The organism is Kosakonia sp. CCTCC M2018092, from assembly GCF_003864115.1.
Classification (GTDB): Bacteria; Pseudomonadota; Gammaproteobacteria; order Enterobacterales; family Enterobacteriaceae; genus Kosakonia; species Kosakonia cowanii.
This window is the reverse complement of record NZ_CP034225.1, coordinates 2104688-2127341: the sequence shown is the minus strand read 5'-3', so window position 1 is coordinate 2127341 and position 22654 is coordinate 2104688. Positions and strand designations below refer to the sequence as shown.

Annotated in this window: 19 protein-coding genes; 9 read left to right on the top strand and 10 right to left on the bottom strand. The window is 57.9% G+C overall.

What is annotated here, in order from left to right; genetic code table 11:
• The first annotated feature begins 470 nt into the window (after positions 1-470).
• Together EH164_RS10155 and EH164_RS10150 are read left to right on the top strand one after the other, a co-directional pair.
• Complete coding sequence (locus EH164_RS10155; RefSeq protein ID WP_124968140.1) at positions 471-977, top strand: ferritin-like domain-containing protein; 507 nt, start codon at positions 471-473, stop codon at positions 975-977.
• Positions 978-1001: 24 nt separating this feature from the next.
• Positions 1002-1880 carry a manganese catalase family protein gene (locus tag EH164_RS10150; RefSeq protein WP_023479276.1) on the top strand — a complete coding sequence of 293 codons (879 nt, stop codon included), beginning with the start codon at positions 1002-1004 and terminating at the stop codon, positions 1878-1880.
• A gap of 45 nt (positions 1881-1925) precedes the next feature.
• On the opposite strand, the gene EH164_RS10145 is transcribed toward EH164_RS10150, so the two are convergent.
• Entirely contained in the window at positions 1926-2759 is an 834-nt protein-coding gene (locus EH164_RS10145) for an MBL fold metallo-hydrolase (protein WP_124968139.1), read from the bottom strand.
• Positions 2760-2776: 17 nt separating this feature from the next.
• Positions 2777-3526, bottom strand: coding sequence for an OBAP family protein (locus EH164_RS10140; protein ID WP_124968138.1), 750 nt, complete (start codon positions 3524-3526; stop codon positions 2777-2779).
• Positions 3527-3789: 263 nt separating this feature from the next.
• On the opposite strand from EH164_RS10140, the gene katG reads away from it, so the two are divergent.
• Positions 3790-5979 carry a catalase/peroxidase HPI gene (katG, locus tag EH164_RS10135; RefSeq protein ID WP_124968137.1) on the top strand — a complete coding sequence of 730 codons (2190 nt, stop codon included), beginning with the start codon at positions 3790-3792 and terminating at the stop codon, positions 5977-5979.
• Positions 5980-6207: 228 nt separating this feature from the next.
• On the opposite strand, the gene EH164_RS10130 is transcribed toward katG, so the two are convergent.
• The 5 genes from EH164_RS10130 to fdhF all read right to left on the bottom strand — a co-directional run bounded on the left by EH164_RS10130 (position 6208) and on the right by fdhF (position 12304).
• Positions 6208-6417 (bottom strand): hypothetical protein, encoded by a 210-nt coding sequence (locus tag EH164_RS10130; RefSeq protein ID WP_034812560.1) that lies wholly within the window; start codon positions 6415-6417, stop codon positions 6208-6210.
• A gap of 68 nt (positions 6418-6485) precedes the next feature.
• On the bottom strand, positions 6486-7472 hold the full coding sequence (locus EH164_RS10125) for a cytochrome d ubiquinol oxidase subunit II (RefSeq protein WP_124968136.1): 987 nt from the start codon (positions 7470-7472) through the stop codon (positions 6486-6488).
• 1 nt (position 7473) lies between these two features.
• Entirely contained in the window at positions 7474-8853 is a 1380-nt protein-coding gene (locus EH164_RS10120) for a cytochrome ubiquinol oxidase subunit I (protein WP_124968135.1), read from the bottom strand.
• Positions 8853-9332, bottom strand: a complete 480-nt coding sequence (locus EH164_RS10115; protein WP_124968134.1) for a DUF1641 domain-containing protein — start codon at positions 9330-9332, stop codon at positions 8853-8855. The genes EH164_RS10120 and EH164_RS10115 overlap by 1 nt, the downstream gene beginning before the upstream one ends.
• Positions 9332-12304, bottom strand: coding sequence for a formate dehydrogenase subunit alpha (gene fdhF, locus EH164_RS10110; protein ID WP_124968133.1), 2973 nt, complete (start codon positions 12302-12304; stop codon positions 9332-9334). The genes EH164_RS10115 and fdhF overlap by 1 nt, the downstream gene beginning before the upstream one ends.
• Positions 12305-12833: 529 nt before the next feature.
• Between fdhF and EH164_RS10105 the strand changes: the two genes are divergently transcribed.
• The 5 genes from EH164_RS10105 to gap all read left to right on the top strand — a co-directional run bounded on the left by EH164_RS10105 (position 12834) and on the right by gap (position 16435).
• A complete protein-coding gene (locus EH164_RS10105) occupies positions 12834-13019 on the top strand; it encodes a general stress protein (RefSeq protein WP_034812569.1) in 186 nt (61 codons plus the stop codon).
• Between the two features lie 99 nt (positions 13020-13118).
• On the top strand, positions 13119-13616 hold the full coding sequence (locus tag EH164_RS10100) for a ferritin-like domain-containing protein (protein WP_034812573.1): 498 nt from the start codon (positions 13119-13121) through the stop codon (positions 13614-13616).
• Positions 13617-13995: 379 nt separating this feature from the next.
• The gene (locus EH164_RS10095; protein ID WP_051372091.1) at positions 13996-14250 is read left to right on the top strand and encodes a hypothetical protein; all 255 of its coding nucleotides are present in this window, start codon (positions 13996-13998) and stop codon (positions 14248-14250) included.
• A gap of 115 nt (positions 14251-14365) precedes the next feature.
• Positions 14366-15346: a GlxA family transcriptional regulator gene (locus EH164_RS10090; RefSeq protein WP_124968132.1), complete on the top strand. Its 981-nt coding sequence runs from the start codon at positions 14366-14368 to the stop codon at positions 15344-15346.
• A gap of 78 nt (positions 15347-15424) precedes the next feature.
• Positions 15425-16435, top strand: coding sequence for a type I glyceraldehyde-3-phosphate dehydrogenase (gap, locus tag EH164_RS10085; protein ID WP_124968131.1), 1011 nt, complete (start codon positions 15425-15427; stop codon positions 16433-16435).
• Between the two features lie 671 nt (positions 16436-17106).
• Here gap and adhP read toward each other — a convergent pair.
• A complete protein-coding gene (gene adhP / locus EH164_RS10075) occupies positions 17107-18138 on the bottom strand; it encodes an alcohol dehydrogenase AdhP (RefSeq protein WP_124968129.1) in 1032 nt (343 codons plus the stop codon).
• A gap of 26 nt (positions 18139-18164) precedes the next feature.
• The gene (locus tag EH164_RS10070) at positions 18165-19685 is read right to left on the bottom strand and encodes an aldehyde dehydrogenase family protein (RefSeq protein WP_124968128.1); all 1521 of its coding nucleotides are present in this window, start codon (positions 19683-19685) and stop codon (positions 18165-18167) included.
• 274 nt (positions 19686-19959) lie between these two features.
• Here EH164_RS10070 and EH164_RS10065 point away from each other — a divergent pair, with 274 nt between their 5' ends.
• A complete protein-coding gene (locus EH164_RS10065) occupies positions 19960-21723 on the top strand; it encodes a sigma-54-dependent Fis family transcriptional regulator (protein ID WP_124968127.1) in 1764 nt (587 codons plus the stop codon).
• A 27-nt stretch (positions 21724-21750) separates the two neighbouring features.
• Here the strand turns inward: EH164_RS10065 and EH164_RS10060 are convergent, their stop codons facing one another.
• Positions 21751-22467 (bottom strand): trypsin-like serine protease, encoded by a 717-nt coding sequence (locus tag EH164_RS10060; RefSeq protein WP_164483614.1) that lies wholly within the window; start codon positions 22465-22467, stop codon positions 21751-21753.
• Positions 22468-22654: the final 187 nt, after the last annotated feature.

The window sequence follows — 22654 nt, the reverse complement described above, 5'->3', positions numbered from 1 at the left end:
GCGCCATCGGGCAACTCCGCAACGCCGGATGGCGGCTTGCCCTTATCCGGCCTACAGGCAACCGCATTTTGTAAAAACAAAATGTGTCTATCAGGTAACTGTTCTGCTTCGTTATTAATTTCTGTTTTACCGCTTCGCTTATTTCGCTCCCCGCTTTAACCCGCTTTGAGATTGTTCTCAAACTCGGCTTAATAAGGTTTTTTTCGCTGCGTAATTTGACTAAAGAGCAGTTCCAGCTAGTTTTATTTGTGGGTGCGAAAAAACTTCGCTTAATAATGAGATGAGTTTTGAGATCATAGGGAAATTATTATTAGCTGATGACTTGCACATATTTCAATTAACGACTAAGGCGAATCATTCCCGGTTCGTTATTCGAACAATCATCACCGCAAAAATATATTTCTGTGCTACAGCGAAACGCTGGCACACAATTCCCCTTACGCGAAAACGACGAAGAGAAGGATTACATTATGACACCTCAAGAAAACTATCATGACTGGTTACGTGATGCCCACGCGATGGAAAAACAGGCTGAGTCGATGCTGAAGTCCATGAGCGAGCGTATCGATAACTACCCGGATCTGCGTTCCCGTATTGCCCAGCATTTAACCGAAACGCAGGGTCAGATCCAATTAATTGAAGAAGTTATGGATCGCAATAATATTAATCGCTCGGTAATGAAAGATGCCACCAGCAAAATGGCCGCGATGGGCCAGGCTTTCGGCGGCATGTTTGCACCGGATGAAGTCGTTAAAGGTTCAATCAGCAGCTACGTCTTCGAGCAATTTGAGATTGCCTGTTACACCTCCCTTATCACCGCAGCGGAAAAAGCCGGTGATGTCGCCAGCGTAGATATTTTCAAACGTATTCTTGCCGAGGAAGTAGCAATGGCGGAATGGGCGCTGAATCATATTCCGGACGTTACCGCACAATTCCTGCTTCGCAGCGATGCGGATGGCGTAGAAGCGAAAAAATAATTATTAGAATTCAGGAGGCAAGCAATGTTTCGTCACGTAAAACAACTGCAATATACGGTTCGCGTCAGCGAGCCAAACCCGGGTCTCGCCAATCTGCTGCTTGAGCAGTTTGGCGGACCGCAGGGCGAACTGGCTGCGGCGTGCCGCTACTTCACTCAGGGTCTGGGTGATGATGACGCCGGGCGTAAAGAGATGCTGATGGATATCGCGACCGAAGAACTCAGCCACCTCGAAATTATCGGCTCGCTGGTCGGTATGCTGAACAAAGGTGCGAAAGGCGCACTGGCGGAAGGCACCGAGAGCGAAGCGGAACTCTATCGCTCCCTGACGCAGAGCGGTAACGACAGCCATGTCACCTCCCTGCTCTACGGCGGTGGCCCGGCGCTGACCAACTCTGCGGGTAAACCGTGGACGGCGTCCTATATCGACACCATCGGCGAAGTGACAGCCGATCTGCGCTCCAACATTGCCGCCGAAGCGCGGGCAAAAATCATCTATGAGCGCCTGATCAACCTCACTGACGATCCGGGTGTGAAAGATGCGCTCGGCTTCCTGATGACCCGTGAAGTGGCGCATATGATGTCGTTTGAAAAAGCGCTCTACTCAATTCGCAACAACTTCCCGCCAGGAAAATTGCCGCCGATTGAGCAGTACAGCAACGTCTACTACAACATGTCGGAAGGTGACGATCCGCGCGGCAGCTGGAACAGCGACGAGAACTTTGAGTATGTTGCCAATCCGCAGCCGGCCGTTGATGGCGGTGATGGTCTGATCACGGTGCAGCTGACGCCGGAACAGCTGGCGATGGTGAAAGCGATGAGCGACCGCACCATGTCTGACCCGTCCGTTGAACCGATTACCGGTTTCGAACTGGGAACCGGCGAACCGAAGTCGAAAAAGTAATTCTGCTTGCGGTTAACAAACACACCCCCTGCGGGGTGTGTTTTTTTATGCCCTGCCCTGCTGCAATGCACGCAGCTCGAGCGCATCGTGGCTGCAAAAAAGCGTCAGATCCGCCTGATGGGCGCAGGAGAGTTCCCGCAGGCGCTGCTGGTTAACGCGGCGCGCCTGGTTGTCCATTCCCATCATCCACTGATAAAAACGCAGCCCCGGCGTGCAGTGGCGTTCAGGACGCCCCATCTCTTCACGATAGAACCACGCATCTCCGCCGTGCAGCAGCCACCCTTGCGGACGCTGGATCGCCACGCCCGCATGTCCCGGCGTATGCCCGGCAAGGGGAATAAGCAGGATCTCCGGCGGCAGACCGCTCAGAGCATTCACCGCCTCGAAACCAAACCACCTTTCGCCCTGCGGCGCGTAACCATGCCAGCCGGAGCGCGCGCTCCACTGCCCTGGCCGGTAACGCTCGCGCTGAAGCCAGCTATGGCGCTGCTGGGCGGTGTCGATCTCCTGCTGCATCAGGTGTACCTGCGCATGGGGGAAATCGGTCAGGCCACCGGCATGGTCAAAGTCGAGATGGGTCAGCACGATATGGCGGACATCTTCCGCCTTAAAGCCGAGCGCCTGAATACGCGACAGCGCGGTCAGTTCATCCCGGCGCTGAATGTTGTTCATCAGGCGAAAGAAGCCCGACAGACGGCGCTGTGGGGCTTGCATATCTTCGCGGCCAAAACCGGTATCGACCAGCACCAGCCCGTCGCGGTCAGTCTCAATCAGCAGACAGTGGCAGACCAGGTGCGCGTGTAGTCCTTTACTGAAGCCGTCATACAGCGCGCCGCCGAGCGGGCACATGCACCCGCAGTTAAGGTGATGGACGATCATCGTGACCTCCCGAAAAGTCAGTGAGAATGGGCTGCGCCTGCAGAGACCGGGACGACGCGAAGCTGTACCGCCTTCCCCTGCTCCCAGGCATCAGCGCCTTTGGCGACAGGATTAGCCGGAAGATCGGCGCGCTCGGCTTTAATCTCTTCGGTATTGATATCGAAGCGGCGATCGCGGTCGACCAGCAGCGCCGGATTGAGCTGCCCGTCAGCGGTAAAGCCCATCATCAGCGCCGGTGTGCCAAGCGGCAGGGTTTTATCGCGATCCGTGTGCCAGGTGTGGAAGGTCTTACCGTAGGTGTTGACGATTTTGCTCATCAGCGCCTTATCCGCCACCGCAGGCAGGCCCGGCGCAACCAGGCTGCCGGATTTCACCTCATAGCGATGGCTGTGCCAGAGCTTCTTCTCTTCCGCAGGCAGGGTTTTGAACAGCCGTTCGCTGATGATGTACTCGACGCCCATCAGGCGCGCATCGCGGGTGTTGCCGTCGTAGATCACCGCCTGCATCACATCCTCATTTAACACCGTGACATAGTGGTGCGCCTCCATCTGCCCCTTCTGGTTACCGCTGTAGAAGTGGAAACCGTCGAGATAGGTGCTGATGGCGTCAATCGGCGGGCGGGACTGCATCACCGCCGCGCCGCTCTCCAGCGTCTGTAATTTACCCGAGGTTTTTTCACCGGGGATCGGCGTCTGCGGCGGGGTGTTATTGGCGTTGCATCCGGCAAGAGCGAGGGGAAGTACGAGGTACAGGGCCAGCCTTTTCATTGTCTCTCCTTTGATCATGATCTGGAGTTATGAGGGTAGCCCATTGCGGCTATTCAGCCAGTGAAAACGGCAAATGAGATCGGCACAAACGCAGCGGTGGCGCGGGCTGCACGATATATCCCCATCCATAACCGGGGAGTGTGCCGCTGAGCGGTCTGTTTTTTAAGAAAGGTATTAACTATCAAATCCGTAGATTCATCCAAGTACCTTTAAATATGGTGGCGAGATATCGTAACGGCATACGTAAGCCAATGGAGCCAGTTATGAGCACGTCAGACGAGACTAACCGCGATGCCGGAATGGGCAAATGCCCGTTTCATCATGAAGCCAGCAAGCCGGAAACGAAAAGCAGCGGCCCTACCACCAACCGTGACTGGTGGCCGAACCAGCTGCGTGTCGATCTGTTAAATCAGCACTCCAGCCGCTCGAACCCGCTGGGCGAGCAGTTCAACTACCGCGAAGCCTTTAAACAACTCGATTACAGCGCCCTGAAAGCCGATATTCGCGGCGTGCTCACCGACTCCCAGGAGTGGTGGCCCGCAGACTGGGGCAGCTACATTGGTCTCTTTATTCGTATGGCCTGGCACAGCGCCGGTACCTACCGCACCGTTGACGGACGCGGTGGCTCTGGCCGTGGGCAGCAGCGTTTCGCCCCGCTCAACTCCTGGCCTGATAACGTTAGCCTCGATAAAGCCCGCCGCCTGCTGTGGCCGGTTAAACAGAAGTATGGGCAGCAGATCTCCTGGGCCGATTTGATGATCCTCGCCGGGAACGTTGCGCTGGAGAACTCCGGCTTCCGTACCTTTGGTTTTGGCGCAGGCCGCGAAGATGTCTGGGAACCGGATATGGACGTGGACTGGGGCAGCGAAAAAGAGTGGCTGACCCACCGCCACCCGGAAAGCCTGGCGCAGGCCGCCATTGGTGCGACCGAGATGGGGCTGATTTACGTTAACCCGGAAGGGCCAAACGCCAGCGGGGAGCCGATCTCCGCCGCCGCTGCGATCCGCGCGACCTTTGGCAATATGGGCATGAATGACGAAGAGACCGTGGCGCTGATCGCCGGGGGTCATACGCTGGGCAAAACTCACGGTGCGGCCCATGCGCCGGATTATGTCGGTGCCGACCCGGAAACCGCGCCGCTGGAAGCGCAGGGGCTTGGCTGGAGCAGCAGTTATGGCAGCGGCGTTGGCGCAGATGCCATCACCTCCGGGCTGGAAGTGGCCTGGACGCAAACCCCGACGCAGTGGAGCCACTACTTCTTCGAGAACCTGTTCAAATATGAGTGGGTACAGACCCGCAGCCCGGGCGGCGCGATCCAGTTTGAAGCGGCCGATGCCGATGCCGTGATCCCGGATCCATTCGACCCGGAGAAGAAACGCAAACCGACGATGCTGGTGACGGATCTGACCCTGCGCTTCGACCCGGAGTTCGAAAAAATCTCCCGCCGCTTCCTTAACGATCCGCAGGCGTTTAACGAAGCGTTTGCCCGTGCGTGGTTCAAGCTGACCCACCGCGATATGGGGCCGAAATCACGCTACATTGGCCCGGAAGTACCGAAAGAAGATCTGATCTGGCAGGATCCGCTGCCGGCGGCAGTGCATCAGCCAAACGGGGCCGATATTGCCAGCCTGAAAGCGGCGATTGCCGAATCTGGCCTGTCGGTGAGCGAGCTGGTCTCTGTCGCCTGGGCGTCGGCTTCAACCTTCCGTGGTGGCGACAAACGCGGCGGTGCTAACGGCGCACGTCTGGCGCTGGCCCCGCAAAATGGCTGGGAAGTGAATGCCATTGCCGCAAAAGCGCTGCCAGCCCTGCAAAGCATTCAGCAAACCTCCGGCAAAGCGTCGCTGGCGGATGTGATTGTGCTGGCAGGTGTGGTCGGGGTGGAAAAAGCGGCAGCCGCGGCCGGGGTGCAGATCACCGTTCCCTTTACCCCAGGCCGCGTGGATGCGCGTCAGGATCAGACCGACGTTGACTCCTTTGCTTTAATGGAGCCGCTGGCCGATGGTTTCCGTAACTATCGCCGCGTCTGGGATGGTGTCAGCACCGAAACGCTGCTGGTGGATAAAGCCCAGCAGCTGACCTTGACCGCGCCGGAGATGACCGCGCTGGTTGGCGGCCTGCGTGCGCTGGGTGCCAACTATGATGGCAGCAAACACGGCGTCTTTACCGACAACGTGGGCGTGCTGAACACCGACTTCTTTGTCAATCTGCTCGATATGCGCACCGTCTGGCAGGCGAGCGACGAGAGAGGCGAACTGTTCGACGGCCGCGATCGTCGCAGCGGTGAGTTGAAATTTACCGCCACCCGCGCTGACCTGGTGTTTGGCTCCAACTCGGTGCTGCGCGCTCTGGCGGAAGTCTATGCCAGCGCAGACGGTAAAGAGAAGTTTGTCACCGACTTCGTCGCCGCCTGGACGAAAGTGATGAATCTGGATCGCTTCGACCTGCTGTAAGCTTGCATCACCGTAGACGCCTGCGCCGCCTGAAAAGGGGCGCAGGCTTTTTTTGGCAAAAAAAATCCCGGCGTGTTGCCGGGAAAAGTGTGTGATAACGAGTTAAGTGCGGCGGCAAAGGGGCCGCCAAAAATTCGGGTAACAACAGTTCAAGCCGCAGGCTTTCCGGCGGGCTTGCGGTCATTAAAAGGGATGATTGTCACGCCGGTGTGACAGTTGCGTGGCATTTTAGCCCGAGGTGTGGGAAGTCTCCTGCTCCAGCGTCAGCACAAAATGGCGATCGTGGCGTTCGATTTTCGCCCCGCTCAAACCATAGTTGGTGGTTAACATAAAAAAGGTATCGGCATCGACATCAAACGCCAGCTCGACCTGCTGATATTTGCCCGATGTCGCCATCTGATACGCCTGTTTCAGGTTGTACGCTTTTGCTCTGGACATAAAGCCCTCTCCGCGTAGTGCCGTTGTAGAAACCATCGCCCCTATTCTTATAGACTGCTTTTGCCAAACTAGCCGCCAATTTTTCCACTAAATAGCCGAAATCCCCACGTGTTGTAGAGCAGCGTCACCGGCACCAGCACGCCATAACTGATCAGCAGGAATTTTTGCGTGGTGGGCGGGGCCGCCGCCTGGCTGAGAGTAAGATGCGGCGGCACGATCCACGGAAAGAGCGTGAAGGCGAGCACGCAAAACGCCACGCTGACCATTACCAGCACGCCGAGCAGCGGCAAAAAATCACGCCCTTTGCGCAGGCCAACAATAAACAGCGCCATACCTGCAAGCGCCACGGCAAGAGAGGGCCCCCATAAGAACGGGTTGAGCAGATGCTGCCGCCAACTCTCCTGCAACTGCGCGCACCACACCAGCAGCCCCGCCACCATTAACAGGCTGGCCAGCGCCAGCCACGGCAAAAGCCGCCGCGCCCAGGCACGCAGCCCGCCCGTCATGCGCCACACCAGCCAGCCCGCGCCAAGCCACGCATAGCCCAGCGCCAGCGCCACGCCGCAGAAAAGGGGGAAAGGCCGCAGCCACTCAAACCCGGTACCGGTAAACTGCTGCCCGTCGGTATAGATCCCCTGCATCAGGGCACCGACCACCACGCCCTGCGCCAGCGCAGAGAGGAGCGAGCCGCTAAAGAGCATCGCGTCGAATAGCCGTGGCGCATGGGGGCGAAACTCAATCGCCATGCCGCGCACCACCAGCGCCAGCATCATCACTAACAGCGGAATATAGAGCGCGCTCAGCACAATGCCATACGCCAGCGGAAAGAGGCCGAGCAGGCCACCCGCCGCCAGCACCAGCCAGGTTTCATTCCCGTCCCACACCGGCAGCAGCGAGAGGTTAATATCCTGGCGCGCCTGCGGGCTGCGCTGAAAACCGGTGAGGATCCCGGCCCCCAGATCGGTGCCATCGAGGAGTACGTAGATCAGCAGACTGCCCGCCAGCGCGACAGCGGAAAGGGTTTCAAGCCAGGGAAAACCGAGGATGGTTAACATATTACTGCGCCCCCTTTCCGCTACGCTGCGCCACTTCCGGTGCCGCGCCCGGCTCATCCTCAGTGGGCAGGTGCAACATCAATTTGAGTAAAAACCACAGGCCGAGGGCGAAGACCAGTAAATAGACCAGCACGGTGGCGATAAGCGACCCGAGCACCAGATGCCCGCTGACCGGCGAGACGCTCTCTGCGGTGCGCAGCACGCCGTAAACGCTCCACGGCTGGCGGCCGGTTTCTGTTACCCACCAGCCAGCGAGCATCGCCACAAAGCCAGCCGGAGCCATCAGCACCATCACGCGCTGTAACCAGCGCGCCTGCCACAACCTGCCGCGCAGGCGCACCACCAGGCCTGCGATCCCGGTTGCCACCATCAGCAGGCCGAGGCCAACCATCAGGCGAAAGGCCCAGAATACGCCCGGCACCCACGGCAGATCCGCCGCCGGATACTGGTTAAGCGTATGGATACGCCCCTGCAAATTGTGCCGCAGATAGAGCGAGCCAATATTGGGAATGGCGACTTCGTAGTGGTTACGCCGCGCCTGCATATCCGGCAGCGCAAAGAGGCGCAGCGGCTCGCCCTCGCCCGCCGGCGGCGGATCCCACGCGCCCTCCATTGCCGCCAGTTTGATCGGTTGATGATCGCGGGTGTTCTCGCCGTGCAGATCGCCCAGCACCACCTGCAAAGGTGCCAGCAGTACCAGCATCCACATCGCCAGCGAGAACATTTTGCGGGCAGGCAGAGCGCGTGCGTCGCGCAGCAGATGCCATGCGCCGCAGGCCGCCACCAGGCAGGCGGTGCCGAGCAGCGCCGCCACCGTCATATGCGCCAGCCGCCACGGGAAAGAGGGGTTGAAAATAGCCGCCCACCAGTCGACGGGCAGAAAACGACCGTCGGCGGCCAGCGTGTAGCCATCCGGCGTCTGCATCCATGAGTTGGCCGCGAGGATCCAGAAGGCGCTGAACAGCGTACCGATGGCGACAATGGTGGTAGCCATAAAGTGCACCCACGGGCGCACCCGGCCCATGCCGAAGAGCATCACCCCCATAAACCCCGCTTCGAGGAAAAAGGCGACGAGGATCTCCATATACATCATCGGCCCGAGTATTGCCCCGGCGCGACTGGAGAGTGCGCTCCAGTTGGTGCCAAAAACAAACTCCATCACCACGCCGGTGACCACACCGACCGCCACGTTAAGGGCGAATATCTTGCTCCAGTAGCGCCAGAGCGAGAGCCACACTGGCTGCCTGCGCCACAGCCACATCCCTTCCAGAAACATCAGAAACAGCGCGAGGCCGAGGGTGAAGGCCGCCAGCACAATATGAAAGCCGATGGTGAAGGCAAACTGGCTGCGCGCCAGCAGCAGAGCGAACTCCTGGCTCATTACGCGTCGCTGGGTTTGCCGGTGAAGGCGGAGATCGGTTTATCCACCGGCTCCTCCATGCGCCGCGAAAAGGCTTTCAGCCCCTGTAACAGCGGCTGCACGGCACCCCACAACTCGTCGTCCTGCAACATCTTCCACACACCCTGCACGCCGGGCGCTTTATGCTGCTCCTGTGACGGCGGCTGGCTGAAGGCTTCAGCCATATCGCGCAGGCCAAAGGCCAGCTTGTACATCTTGTCCGGCGAGACGCTGGAGAGCGCCATCAGCAGCACCGAGATATTTTGCAGGGCGTTGAGCGTCCCTTCGCGCTGCAAGCCTTTTACTAACACCTCGGCGATTTCGTTATTGGCGCCAACCACATCGTTGGCGAGGCGCAGCACGCCGTGTTCGTGCAATGTCTGGAGTAGACGCTCCAGCTCTTCATGGGCGTCGGGGCCGATTTTGGCCGGCTCCGGCTGATAATCAATTGCTTTAGCCATTAAAATTTCTCCGGGTGGGGTTCGCTTGCGGGGGGCTGGCGGTAGTCGTCGCGCTGCCACTTCTCTTCGACAGGCACCTTATCAATCGGCGTGCGGCTGCCGTGGCGGAAATTGTGTTTCGGTAGCGGGTCCGGCAGCGGCGGGCGATCGAGCAGCGTCAGGCGCACCGCCAGCTCTTTATAGGCCGGGGTATTCACCTGCGGATCGTGGTGCTCGCCGGTAAGGACGTTGACGCCCTCTTTGCCGTGATGAATAGGGATAAAGAGTTCGTTGCCCGCCACGCGATCGGTGATCACCACCGGCACGTCGATCTCGCCGCGGCGAGAGGTGAGTTTCACCCAGCTTCCCTCCTGCAACCCGCGCGCGGCGGCAAGGGTCGGGCTGACCTCAACAAACCAGTTTGGCGACAGGCTGGTAGTACGTCCGCCCTGCCCGCTCTGATTAGTGGACTGGAAATGCTCCAGCATGCGGCCATTGTTTAGATGCAGATCGTATTCCTCATCGGCACTCTCTTCCGGCGCGCTCCAGCTTAGCGGGTAGAGGTTGGCGCGGCCATCCGGCGTGTTAAAGCGCTCGGTATAGAGCAGCGGCGTGCTGCTGCCATCCGCCTTCACCGGCCAGATCTGCGATTTCCACCCTTCAAGGCGCTGATAGCTGACGCCCGCGAAGCTCTGCGCAATACTCGCCGCCTCATGCATAATCTCCTGCGGGTGTTGATACCCCCAGTCATAGCCCATACGCGCGGCCAGTTGGGTGAGGATCTGCCAGTCCGGGCGGCTGTCGCCGAGCGGTGGCATTACCGGGTAGAAGCGCTGGATGCGCCGCTCGGTATTGACAAAACTGCCCTCTTTTTCCACGCTCGGGCAGCCGGGCAGCACCACGTCGGCAAACTGCGCGGTGCGGCTGAGAAAGAGATCCTGCACCACCAGGAAGTCGAGGTCAGTGAAACCTTCATGCACACTGTGGGCATCGGCATCCGCAAAAGCGGTATCTTCGCCGATCACATACATGGCGCGGATCTGCTTTTCGCGCGCCATCTTCACCATCATAAAGTTGTCCTCCCCCACCTCCAGCGAGAGCCGTTCTGCTGGCACGCCCCAGGCGTTGGCCCATTTCGCACGCACGGCGGGATCGCTGACGGACTCATACCCGGGGTAGAAGTTTTTCAGGCAGCCGAAATCGCTCGCCCCCTGCACATTATTATGTCCGCGCATCGGATAGCCGCCAGTGCCCGGCCGCCCGTAGTTGCCGGTCACCAGTAACAAGTTGGAGAGCGCAGTGCTGGCATCCGCACCGTGGCTGTGCTGCGTGATGCCCATCGCCCACATAATGCAGACACGCCCGGCCTTGCCGATCATTTCGGCGGCGCGGGTGAGGAGCTCGGGCGATAAGCCGGTCTGCTCAGTGGCAAAATCAAGTGTGAACGGGGCCAGCGACTGGCGATACTCCTTCACCTTGTTGACCCTACTGGCGAGAAACGCCTCATCGGCATAGCCGTTATCAAACATGTAGCGCGACATGGCGCTGGCCCAGGCGAGATCGCTTCCGGGCTGAATGCGCAGGTGCAGATCGGCGCGCTCGGCCATTTCGTGACGGCGCGGATCGACCACCAGCCACTGCTGGCCGTGGTGCTTTTTCGCCGCTTTCAGTCGCGAGGCGATCACCGGATGGTTTTCGGCGGTGTTGCTGCCAACGATGATCACCAGATCGGCCTTGATAAGATCTTCGATGGTACCGGCATCGCCGCCGTAACCAACGGTGCGGAACAGCCCTTCGGTCGCCGGGTTCTGGCAGTAGCGGGAGGAGTTATCGACGCTGTTGGTGCCAATAATGGCGCGGGCGATTTTCTGCGTCAGATAAGCCTCTTCGTTGCTGCCTTTGCTGGAGCCGATAAAACCGATGCTCTCTGCGCCAAAGTTATCGCGGATGGAGAGCAGGCGTTTCGCCACCAGATCGAGCGCCTCATCCCAGCTTGCCGGGCGGAAGCGCCCGTTTTCACGAATTAGCGGCGTGGTGATGCGCTCCGGGCTGTTGATAAAATCCCAGGCGAATTTGCCCTTCACGCAGGTGGAGATGCTGTTGACCGGCGCTTCAACGCTCGGCTGCACCTTTAACAGATGGCGATCGCGGGTCCACATCTCGAAGGAGCAGCCGACGCCGCAGTAGGTGCAGACGGTTTTGGTGCGTTTAATCTCCTGCTGGCGCAGATGGGTGTCGATCACCGAGACGCCGGAGATAATCTCCGCCCCGGTGGAGTTCTCGAGGGTTTTGATGATGTCGATCAGCGGGCGCTTCAGGGACTGGCGCATTGAGGTGAATGGCCCGGCGTCGGGCTGCATGCTCTTCTCCATCAGCGCATTACAGGGGCAGACCGTCACGCAGTGCCCACAGCTGACGCAGCTGGAACCGGCAATTTGCGTGCCGCCGTCCCACAACACGCGCGGGTGCTCCATGGTGTAATCGATGCTCAGTGTCTCATTCACTTCAACATTCTGGCAGGCATCCACACAGCGACCGCAGAGAATGCACTGATCGGGATCGTAGGTGTAAAAGGGGTTGGAGTGATCTTTAACATAGGGCTTGCGCTCAAAGGCATAGCGCTGAATCGGGATATGCATATCCACCACGGTGTTATGCAGGGTGCAGTCGCCGGTGTTGTGTTCGCAGACGGTGCAGTAGAGTTCATGTTTTGCCAGCAGGCGATCCATCCCCTCTTCGCGCGCCGCGCGGGCGGGTTCGTTCGCTGAATTAATCACCATGCCTTCGCGGCTACGCAAGGTACAGCCGCGCACCAACTCCCCTTCCGACTCCACCCAGCAGACATCACAGGTTTGCAGCGGATCGAGGGCCGGGTGGTAACAGACGTGGGGCAGTTTCACATTACAGTGTTCAAGGAAGGGGATCAGCGGCATGTCCGCCGGGCCAATAAGGGGCTTACCATCATAAATGACGGTACATTTTTGCAGGCTCATGTTACTTCCTCACCAATAAAGGGCTGTACGTCCACTCCCGGTGCAATCGACCGCGCGTAACATTGCGCCTCGTCGCCCCTGTTCGGGTGGCGTATCGGTTATTAAGGTTTAAACGTAGACCCTGCCGCCCCGCTGAGCCAAACGGCCACGATATATTTATTCGTAAGCCTAAGATTTCTCTCAAAACCATAAGCAAAAGTGATATATCGCCCCCTTTCGAACGTAAATTTTTGTCAAAAAAAGCGCAGCGCAAGAATGTTTTGTGACAATCAACGCCGATAGTTTCGTAGGTTATTATTGGTTTTGTCTTTTATTTATCGCTAAGTCGTTTATTTTAAAGATGCCTTTCAGATGACCGTTTGGTCTAATTAAAATATATCCTCTTTGCAGATATTCTATTTTCCCTTTTTAACCCCCTCCCCCTGCCGTTTGACTATTCCACAAGCGAGTCTAAATTTAATGACGAACGCCTGCGACACTGCTGAAATAAAGTGTCGTTAAACTGAAACAACGAAACAGGAGAAATATTATGGCTGAACATCGTGGTGGCTCAGGTAATTTCGCCGAGAATCGTGAAAAGGCATCAGAAGCAGGCCGCAAAGGCGGTCAACAGAGCGGCGGTAATTTCAAAAACGATCCGCAGCGCGCTTCCGAAGCAGGAAAAAAAGGCGGCCAGAATAGCCACAGCGGCGGCCGTAAGTCCGGCAATAACTAATATTGCTGTGATGGAAAATCACTGCTTTGAAATTAAAGATTAATAACTGGCGAGCCAGCGATGGCTCGCTATTTTTAACGCTATTATTGGGTGGATATTATGCAGATTAATACGCTTAACGACCTTTTTATTCATGGTTTGTCTGACATTTACAGCGCCGAGAAGCAGCTGGCGCGCGCACTGACCAAAATGGCGCGTGAAGCCTCTAACGCTGAGCTGGTACAGGCTTTTAAACAGCACCTCGAAGAGACCCACGGTCAGATTGAACGTATCGATATGCTGCTGGAAGCAGAAGCCAACGTGAAACTGAAACGTATGAAATGTCATGCGATGGAAGGTCTGGTTGAAGAAGCGAACGAAGTGATCGAAGCGAGTGAAAAAGGCACCCTGCGCGATGCTGGCCTGATTGCCGCGGCGCAAAAAGTAGAGCATTACGAAATTGCCTCTTACGGCACGCTCTGCACGCTGGCAAAACAGTTGGGCTATAAGAAAGCCGCTGAGCTGCTGGCGCAAACGCTGGAAGAGGAGAAAAATACTGATAATCTCCTGACTAAAATCGCCACCAGCAAAATTAACCAGAAAGCAGAAGTGGAATAATTCCCCGCTTCGTTATGGCTGATAATTGCCTTAAATGACAACGGGTTAATCTCCGGTAAAATTAAAGACGTTATCAGCCAGAAATAGTATGCGCACACCAAGGTAAACGGTACGGCAAAAGTCAGGCAGGGCGATTCCTTGTTATTACGCAGCAAATTAGCCGCCATAACAAGCATGGTTATTGTTATAAGAATAACCTAATCCCTTGGTTTAACACTTTGATTAGCCGTACTAAACTAATTTAACGCTCATGGTGCGCATCAGCGGCGTAAATTTTAACTGGCGCGGTCACTATGACCCACGACTCCTGGAACATATTGCGGCAATGTCGGCACGCCGATTCGCGAGATATGCTGCCGTCACCGATGAGGAACGAGATATGCAACAGAACCTGAAACGTGTAAGGAATGTCCGTGTTAATTCGCGCACCAGCGCCGATCTCGGCTGGCAGGTGCAGGATGAGTTTGAACGTACTCGCCTGGAAAAACCCTTCGTACCGGTACAGGTGGCCAGCAATGAAGAGACTGCGCCGCAGACGCACCGTGAAGCGAAGCTCGATCCACTCCAGCAATACCTCGTCGCAAGGATGGCGAATCGCCAGCAGGTGCAGGAGCTGGCTGAACAACATGAGTAACAGAGGGTAAAGACCCTCCCGCTACGTGCCTTGCCTGACTTGCCCGGCCTTTATGCGCCGGGCGCTTTTATATCCGCTTGTTGACTTATTTTGTTATCGGCGTACTTTTCAGGACATGAAAACATTCCTGATTATTGTGCCCGATGGCGGCATGCTGTTTGAATCCGCCGGTATCGCCGACATTCTGATGCAGGCCAATCGCCTGCACCCGGACGGCACCTCCGAACCCCGTTACACCCTGCGTATTGCCACCACCCAACCTCACCCGGTGATCCACGGCCAGTCCGGTTTAAACCTGTTAGCCGACCATCGTCTGCCGGAGATCGATCCGCGTAAGCCCTGGGACACCATTATGATCACCGGTCGCGGTAACGACGAAGAGGAAGGCACGGCGGTGGTGGACTGGCTGCGGCTTGCCGCCCCCCACGCGCGCCGCGTGGTCTCCATCTGCGGCGGTGCGATGCTGCTGGCGCAGGCGGGTCTGCTGGATGGCCGCCGCGCGACAACCCACTGGCGGCTGCTGGAGACGATGCAGCGTTGCTATCCCACGATTACGGTCGAGAGTGGCCCGCTCTATATTCAGGATGGCCCGGTCTGGACCTCCGGCGGCGTCAGCTCCGGGTTCGATCTCACCCTTGCGCTGGTGGAGGAGGATTACGGGTTTACCCTCGCCCGCGATGTGGCGCAGGATCTGGTGATGTATCTGCGCCGCCCCGGCGGGCAGTTGCAGTTCAGCCGCTACCATCTGCAACAGGCCGAAAACAGCGGGCCAATCAGCACTCTGCAAAGCTGGATTGTGCAAAACCTGGCGGCGGATTTAAGCGTTGAGGCGCTGGCCGAACAGGTGGCGATGAGCCCGCGCAATTTTACCCGCGTCTTTACCCGCGAAACCGGCATCTCTCCGGCGCGCTATGTGGCCGAAGCGCGCCTTGCCGCCGCCCGCGACAGGCTCGAGCAGAGCCGCGACACGCTGGAGCGCATCGCTCTGCAAACCGGCTTTGGCAGCAGCATCAACCTGCGCCGAACTTTTGAGCGCCAGTTGCACCTCACCCCCGGCGAATATCGCCAGCGCTTCCACCGCCGCACTTTGGCGTAAAGTGATCCTTTTTTGTCATTTACGCCAAAAGATGCCGGGCCTACAGTGAATGCAAATCCCGATTGGAAGGAGAGCATCATGGTTAAGGTTGGCATTAATGGTTTTGGCCGCATCGGCCGCAACGTGTTACGCGCAGCGCTGGGCAATGCCGAGGTTGAGATTGTGGCGATTAACGATCTCACTGACAGTAAAACCCTCGCGCACCTGCTTAAGTACGACTCGCTTTCCGGCACCCTGCCGGTGCCGGTTGAGGCGGGCGAAGGCGAACTGAGGGTTGATGGCAAAGCGATCCGCGTGTTTAGCGAGCGCGATCCTGCCCTGATTCCGTGGCGCGACGTGGGCGCAGAGATTGTCATCGAAGCGACCGGCTTTTTTACCGACCGTGAGAAAGCGGCGGTACATATCAGCAGCGGCGGCGCAAAGCGGGTGATTATCTCCGCGCCGGGTAAAAACGACGATTTAACCATTGTGCTGGGCGTGAACGACGGGCAGTACGATCCGCAAAAACACCATGTGGTGAGCAACGGTAGCTGCACCACCAACGGTCTGGCTCCCGCCGCCCAGGTGCTGCATCAGCACTTTGGCATTGAGCATGGCCTGATGAACACTACCCATGCTTATACCAACAGCCAGGCGCTGCACGATCAGCCGGAGAAAGATCTGCGCGGCGCGCGCGCGGCGGCGCTCTCAATTGTCCCCTACTCCAGCGGCGCGGCAAAAGCGCTGGGCAAAGTGATCCCGGAACTGGAAGGTCGCCTGACCGGGTATTCGTTACGCGTGCCGGTTCCGGTGGTGTCGATTGTTGACCTGACCGTCACCCTGAAGCGCGATGTAACGGTAGATGAAGTGAATAACGCCTTCCGCGAAGCGGCAGCCGCCGGGCCGCTTAAAGGGATCCTCGGTTACAGCGATGAGCCGCTGGTCTCCAGCGATTATCAGGGCGATGCGCGTTCATCGATTATCGACGGGCTCTCAACGCTGGTGATTGGCGGCAATATGGTGAAAATCCTCGCCTGGTACGATAACGAGTGGGGATTCTCCAACCGGCTGGTTGAGGTGGCGGCGCTGATGGCGAAGCGCGGGCTGTAAGCGGATTGCCGGATGGCGGTTACGTAAACGGAGCCACTGAAACCGCGTAGGCCGGATAAGCGTGTAACGCGCCATCCGGCATTATCTCCGCTGCACCCTTGCCGGATGGCGGCTTCGCCTTATCCGGCCTACAAAAACGCGCTTTCAGCGACACCGACTTTGTTTTTATCTGCAATATGACAGCGACGGTGTTGTGTCCCCGCTGAAATCGGCGAACCGAAGCGGGAATGACAAGGTCTGGACGCCATGGATGGCGGACAGAGGCGAACCGAGACAGGACAAAATTGCCGGGAGCAATTTTGAACAGCGCTTGCGCTGGCCCCGAAGGGGCGAGTCCCATGGATGGGACGAGTAAACCGAGTTCCAGCATGGAACGAGTAAGTCGAGTCGAGCCGGCCGCAGTCAGGCACGCGGGAGGTGAGCGCAGTGCGAAGCACCGATTTCCTCGCGGGGCCGCGGGGATTGACAAGGGGAGCGCGGCCGCTCCCCTTGTCCCGTTCACCGCATAAGAGATTAATGAAACTCCCGAACGCCTGGTGAACGGAATCCTTCCACCGAAGCAGCATGCCAGGTTCATTGCCTGATGGCGGCTTCGCCTTATCAGGCCTACGAACCCCATGTTGCTGAAACGGAGTAGGCCGGATAAGCGTTACGCGCCATCCGGCAATTTTTTACATCGCCATATCCACCACGATACGGCCGGTGATTTTCCCGGCGCGCATGCGATCGAAAATGTCGTTGATGTTCTCCAGCGGCTCCACGGCGATCTCGGCATGCACCTTGTTGCGCCCGGCGAAATCGAGCGCCTCCTGCAGATCTTTACGCGTACCGACAATCGACCCGCGCACCGTAATGCCATCCAGCACCATATTAAAGATCGACAGATCGAACGTCCCCGGCGGCAGACCGTTCAGCACCATTGTGCCGCCACGGCGCATCATGGTGGTGGCCTGCGCGAAGGCCTTCGGCGATACTGCCGTGACCAGCACGCCGTGCGCACCGCCAAACTCGTCGTGAAAACGGGTGCCGGGATCCTCGTTCAGGGCATTCACCACGACCGAAGCGCCAAGACGGCGGGCAAACTCCAGTTTCTCATCATCAATATCGACCGCTGCGACATTCATCCCCATCGCCACTGCGTACTGAATCGCCAGATGCCCCAGCCCGCCAATCCCGGAGATCACCACCCACTGCCCGGCGCGGGCTTCGGTCATCTTCAGCCCTTTATAGACCGTCACTCCGGCGCAGAGAATCGGCGCGATTTCGTTAAAACCGACGTTATCCGGCAGGATGCCGACATAATTAGCGTCGGCCAGGCAATATTCAGCAAAGCTGCCGTTGACCGAATAACCGGAGTTCTGCTGACCATGGCACAGCGTCTCCCAGCCGCCGAGGCAGTGTTCGCAATGCCCGCAGGCTGAGTAGAGCCACGGCACACCAACGCGATCGCCCTCTTTGATATGCGTCACGCCCGCGCCCACCGCAACCACGTGGCCGACGCCTTCATGGCCCGGAATAAACGGCGGGTTGGGTTTTACCGGCCAGTCACCTTCTGCGGCGTGCAGATCCGTATGACACACCCCGGTGGCGGCGATTTTGACCAGAATTTTGCCCGGGGCCACGGCGGGCACCATCACCTCTTCAATCACCAACGGTTGACCAAACGCCTTCACGACGGCGGCCTTCATGCTTTTCAGTTGCATTTTCTCACCCTCATCCTGATGGATAATCAATAGAGACCCAGCGGGGAACCGCTGTAGCTCACCAGCAGGTTTTTGATCTGCTGGTAGTGACTGAGCGCCAGTTTGTGCGTTTCACGCCCCACGCCCGAGTTTTTGTAGCCACCGAACGCCGCATGCGCCGGATAGAGGTGGTAGCAGTTGGTCCACACGCGACCCGCTTTGATCGCACGCCCCATCCGCCACGCGCGATTGATATCCAGCGTCCACAGCCCGGCACCCAGGCCATATTCCGTGTCGTTGGCGATTTGCAGCGCTTCCGCTTCATCTTTAAAGGTGGTGATACCGATTACCGGCCCGAAGATCTCCTCCTGGAAACAGCGCATTTTATTGTGGCCTTTGATCAGCGTCGGCTGAATGTAGTAGCCCTTCTCCAGCTTATCGCCATGCTCAAGGTGCGCGCCGCCAGCGATGACTTCACCGCCCTCTTCACGGGCGATGTTGATATAGGAGAGGATTTTGTCGTACTGCTCCTGAGATGCCTGCGCGCCAATCATGGTTTCGGTGTCGAACGGGTCGCCTTTACGGATGTTCTCCATGCGGGCAATCACTTTTTCAACGAACTGCGGATAGATGGACTCCTGCACCAGCACGCGCGACGGGCAGGTGCAAACTTCGCCCTGGTTGAAGAAGCCGAGCACCACGCCCTCAACCGCTTTGTCGATATACTCGGCATCGCCATTCAGCACATCTTCAAAGTAGATATTGGGGGATTTACCGCCCAGCTCGACGGTGCTCGGGATGATGTTTTCAGCCGCGCAAGCGAGGATGTGGCGACCAATCGGCGTTGAGCCGGTGAAGGCAATCTTCTCGATGCGCTTGCTGCGCGCCAGCGGCTCACCCGCTTCCATACCGAAACCGTGCACCACGTTCAGCACCCCTTTCGGCAGCAGATCGCCAATCACTTCCATCAGCACGCAGATGCCCAGCGGCGTCTGCTCGGCGGGTTTCAGCACCACGCAGTTACCGGCGGCCAGCGCCGGAGCCAGCTTCCAGGCCGCCATCAGGATCGGGAAGTTCCACGGAATAATCTGCCCGACCACGCCGAGTGGTTCATAGATATGGTAGGCGACGGTATTACTGTCGATCTCCGCTGCCGTCCCCTCCTGCGCGCGGACGCAGCCGGCAAAGTAGCGGAAGTGATCAACGGCGAGAGGAATATCGGCACCCAGCGTTTCGCGGATCGGTTTGCCGTTGTCCCAGGTTTCCGTTAACGCCAGCAGCTCAAGGTTGGCTTCGATGCGATCGGCAATTTTCAGCAGCACATTGGCGCGATCCTGCACGCTGGTTTTGCCCCAGCTCTCGGCAGCGGCATGGGCGGCGTCGAGCGCTTTTTCGATATCTTCCGCCCCGGAGCGCGGGAACTCGGCAATCACCTCTCCGGTCACCGGCGAGGTATTCGTAAACCAGCGGCCCTCAATCGGATCGACAAATTCGCCGCCAATATAGTTGCCATAACGCGGCTTGTAAGAGACTTTCGCGCCATCAAGGCCAGGGTGCAGATATTTCATAAGATGTTCCTCGTTATTATCGGTACAGAAGAGGCGTCTCACAGCGTGTGTGGACAGCAGGATATAAGCAGTTGTTATGCCAACCGCTTATACGCTGTCAACAAAAAGCTAAAAAGATTATAAAAATCAAAAAGTAATAAAATTTTTGTTGCAGAAATGCAAAGTGCGGTAACAAAAAAGTGTGATGGCGATTACGGGAAGTGTGTTGCACGTCGCTACATACGCGACACTCATGTGATACACAATTGCAACATTTCAATTATCGGAGAGTAACATGCCATCACGCGCCCGATCGTTGTCCCCCGCCTCGCACGAGGTCAGCCTGCCGCATCAACTGGAAGATTCCTGGCAGCGCAGTTCACGTTATGGATTAACCCGGGATGATGACGTGCAGCCCTGGGTGGCCTCCTCTCTGCTCAATGACGCCCGCGCGGAGAATGGCTGGGTGAACCACCTGGTCGCCCCACTACTGGCGCGCCTGCGCCCGCAACTCTCCAGCCATCCGTCGATTCTGGTATTGTCCGATGCCACCGGCCTGGTGCTGGAGACTTACGGTAATAGCGACTTTCTGCATAAAGCGCAGCGCTTTGCCCTCTCGCCGGGCCATTTGTGGGGCGAACACGCGCGCGGCACCAATGCCATCGGCACGGCGCTGGCATTACAGCGCCACTGCGAAGTCTCCGGCAGCGAACACTTTCTTAGCCGTAACGCCGGGCTGTTCTGCTCCGCCGCGCCGGTGTTCCGCCCCGATGGGCAGATTGCCGGCGTGCTGGATCTCTCCACCCCGGCGCAAACCCCGCGCCGCGATGCTTCGGCGTTGATCCGCCGCGCGGTGTGCCAGATTGAACATAGCTGGGCCAGCAGCGCGCTCGGCGCAAATCGCTGGTTATTAAGCCTGCATCACGACCGGGCGGTGCTCGGCAGCGCTCAGGAGCTGCTGCTTATTTTTGAAGACAACACTCTGCTCGGCGCGAATCGGCTGGCGATGGAGGAGTTTTCCCTCACCGCCAACCACTTTGGCGCGATGGAGATTGGCACCCTCTTTCCGGGATTCAGTGCAAAAGCCGGTGATTGCGCCCTCGAATCGAGCCACGCGCGGCACTATTATGCCCGCCAGACGCTGCCCGCCCGGCGCTACAGCGCACCACGCACGGTGTATCAGCCGGATCACATGGCGAGCGAGAAGGAGAAAGCGCTGCGCATCGTCAATGCCGGGATCGCCCTGTGCATTACCGGTGAAACGGGCTGCGGCAAAGAGCATCTGGCGCGTGAGCTTTTTCAGCGCAGCCAGTGGCATGAGGGGAAATTTGTTGCCATCAACTGCGCGGCGCTGCCCGAGCCGCTGATTGAGTCTGAACTCTTCGGCTATGTGCCCGGCGCGTTTACCGGCGCAAACCCGAAGGGCTATATCGGTAAATGCCGCGAAGCCGATGGCGGCGTGCTGTTCCTTGATGAGATTGGCGATATGCCGCTAGCGCTGCAAACCCGCTTGTTGCGGGTGCTGCAGGAGAAGCGCGTGACGCCGCTCGGAGCCAACAGCAGCGTGGAGGTTAACTTCACGCTGATTTGCGCCACCCACCAGGATCTCGCCGCCCGGGTACAGGCCGGAAGCTTCCGCGAGGATCTGCTCTATCGCATTCAGGAGTTTCACCTGCCGATCCCGCCGCTGCGCGCGTGGCCGCACCTGACGGGCTTTATTGAAAAACTGTGGCGTGAGCTGGGCGCTGCCCGCCGCGGGCTGACATTAAGCGATGAGGTGCTCAACGCACTGGCACAGCGACCCTGGCCCGGCAACGTGCGCCAGTTATTGAGCCAGCTGCGTGTGCTGATGGCGCTGGCGGAAGATGGCGATCGCATTACGCTTAGCGATCTTCCGGGCGAACCGGTCACCGCCGTTAAAACAGAAGCCGCAGGGCAGATCGATGCCCGGCAGGCGATTGCCGATGCGCAGGGCAACATGAGCCTCGCGGCGAAAAAGCTGGGCATTTCGCGCAGCACGCTCTACCGGAGGCTGGAGAAGGAGCAGCCAGGCCGCTAAGCAGCAGCCCGGCTTCCCTGACAGGCACTACCCGGCAACGGTGGCGTTGATCCAGTCCGCATAGTAGCTGACGCGCGTGAACTGCTGCGCTGGCAGAATAAGATCCCTTGAGACAATGCCGACAACGTAACGGCTGCCGTTGTAATCAGCAAACAGCGGGCCGCCTGAATCGCCCCCGGCGGTGGCGTAACCAGCACAGATATGCATCTGCGGCTCGAAATAAGTCGGCGGATAGAACTGCGGGACATCGATACACTGGCTATCTGGCAACACGCTCAGGTGCCCTTTATAGAGCACATTGGGTTGCAGGCCATTTTCGTTGACACCAAAACCAACACCGGTAAGGGGAATATCGGTTAGCAATGGGGACGGATCATCGCCGGTGTTATTTCCGGCCAGCAGCGCAAAATTGGTACTGATGGATTCACGAGCCAGTTTAATTAAGGCGATATCATATTTAGCCGTTCCCTCCATCGTCGTCGTATCGTATGAGGGGTGCACAATTACTTTCTCTACCGGCACGCTCTCTTTTATTTTTAGCGGCTGGTAACTTTCCGCGCCTATTAAAATATTATCTTTGGTTAAATCAAATATTGTAGCGCAATGGGCAGCGGTTAATACCCAGCGGGAGTTAATCAACACGCCTCCGCAGCGGTGCCCGGCCAGCGTATTATTAGTATTGATGGTGATAAACTCAGGAAATTCGCTAGGTTGTGCGGGTGTACCGTTGACAATCCTGACCATGCGGTCACTGGCTGAAACACTGTTAATGGACAAAAACACGGCAGCAACGCAAAGCGCCGCTTTAATTTTTGGGATCACTTTTTCCTCTCCGAAATAAGGCTGGCAACCACGCAGGACGGCAATAACCCCGCCTTTTTTGAGATAGCGTGATTTTATTAACCGGGCCATAGTGTCGATTTAAAACTGT

Bases quoted from the DNA above. Each gene is read 5' to 3' on its own strand.
- EH164_RS10155 (WP_124968140.1), top strand. From the start codon at position 471: ATGACACCTCAAGAAAACTATCATGACTGGTTACGTGATGCCCACGCG.
- EH164_RS10150 (WP_023479276.1), top strand. From the start codon at position 1,002: ATGTTTCGTCACGTAAAACAACTGCAATATACGGTTCGCGTCAGCGAG.
- EH164_RS10145 (WP_124968139.1), bottom strand. From the start codon at position 2,759: ATGATCGTCCATCACCTTAACTGCGGGTGCATGTGCCCGCTCGGCGGC.
- EH164_RS10140 (WP_124968138.1), bottom strand. From the start codon at position 3,526: ATGAAAAGGCTGGCCCTGTACCTCGTACTTCCCCTCGCTCTTGCCGGA.
- katG (WP_124968137.1), top strand. From the start codon at position 3,790: ATGAGCACGTCAGACGAGACTAACCGCGATGCCGGAATGGGCAAATGC.
- EH164_RS10130 (WP_034812560.1), bottom strand. From the start codon at position 6,417: ATGTCCAGAGCAAAAGCGTACAACCTGAAACAGGCGTATCAGATGGCG.
- EH164_RS10125 (WP_124968136.1), bottom strand. From the start codon at position 7,472: ATGTTAACCATCCTCGGTTTTCCCTGGCTTGAAACCCTTTCCGCTGTC.
- EH164_RS10120 (WP_124968135.1), bottom strand. From the start codon at position 8,853: ATGAGCCAGGAGTTCGCTCTGCTGCTGGCGCGCAGCCAGTTTGCCTTC.
- EH164_RS10115 (WP_124968134.1), bottom strand. From the start codon at position 9,332: ATGGCTAAAGCAATTGATTATCAGCCGGAGCCGGCCAAAATCGGCCCC.
- fdhF (WP_124968133.1), bottom strand. From the start codon at position 12,304: ATGAGCCTGCAAAAATGTACCGTCATTTATGATGGTAAGCCCCTTATT.
- EH164_RS10105 (WP_034812569.1), top strand. From the start codon at position 12,834: ATGGCTGAACATCGTGGTGGCTCAGGTAATTTCGCCGAGAATCGTGAA.
- EH164_RS10100 (WP_034812573.1), top strand. From the start codon at position 13,119: ATGCAGATTAATACGCTTAACGACCTTTTTATTCATGGTTTGTCTGAC.
- EH164_RS10095 (WP_051372091.1), top strand. From the start codon at position 13,996: ATGCAACAGAACCTGAAACGTGTAAGGAATGTCCGTGTTAATTCGCGC.
- EH164_RS10090 (WP_124968132.1), top strand. From the start codon at position 14,366: ATGAAAACATTCCTGATTATTGTGCCCGATGGCGGCATGCTGTTTGAA.
- gap (WP_124968131.1), top strand. From the start codon at position 15,425: ATGGTTAAGGTTGGCATTAATGGTTTTGGCCGCATCGGCCGCAACGTG.
- adhP (WP_124968129.1), bottom strand. From the start codon at position 18,138: ATGCAACTGAAAAGCATGAAGGCCGCCGTCGTGAAGGCGTTTGGTCAA.
- EH164_RS10070 (WP_124968128.1), bottom strand. From the start codon at position 19,685: ATGAAATATCTGCACCCTGGCCTTGATGGCGCGAAAGTCTCTTACAAG.
- EH164_RS10065 (WP_124968127.1), top strand. From the start codon at position 19,960: ATGCCATCACGCGCCCGATCGTTGTCCCCCGCCTCGCACGAGGTCAGC.
- EH164_RS10060 (WP_164483614.1), bottom strand. From the start codon at position 22,467: ATGGTCAGGATTGTCAACGGTACACCCGCACAACCTAGCGAATTTCCT.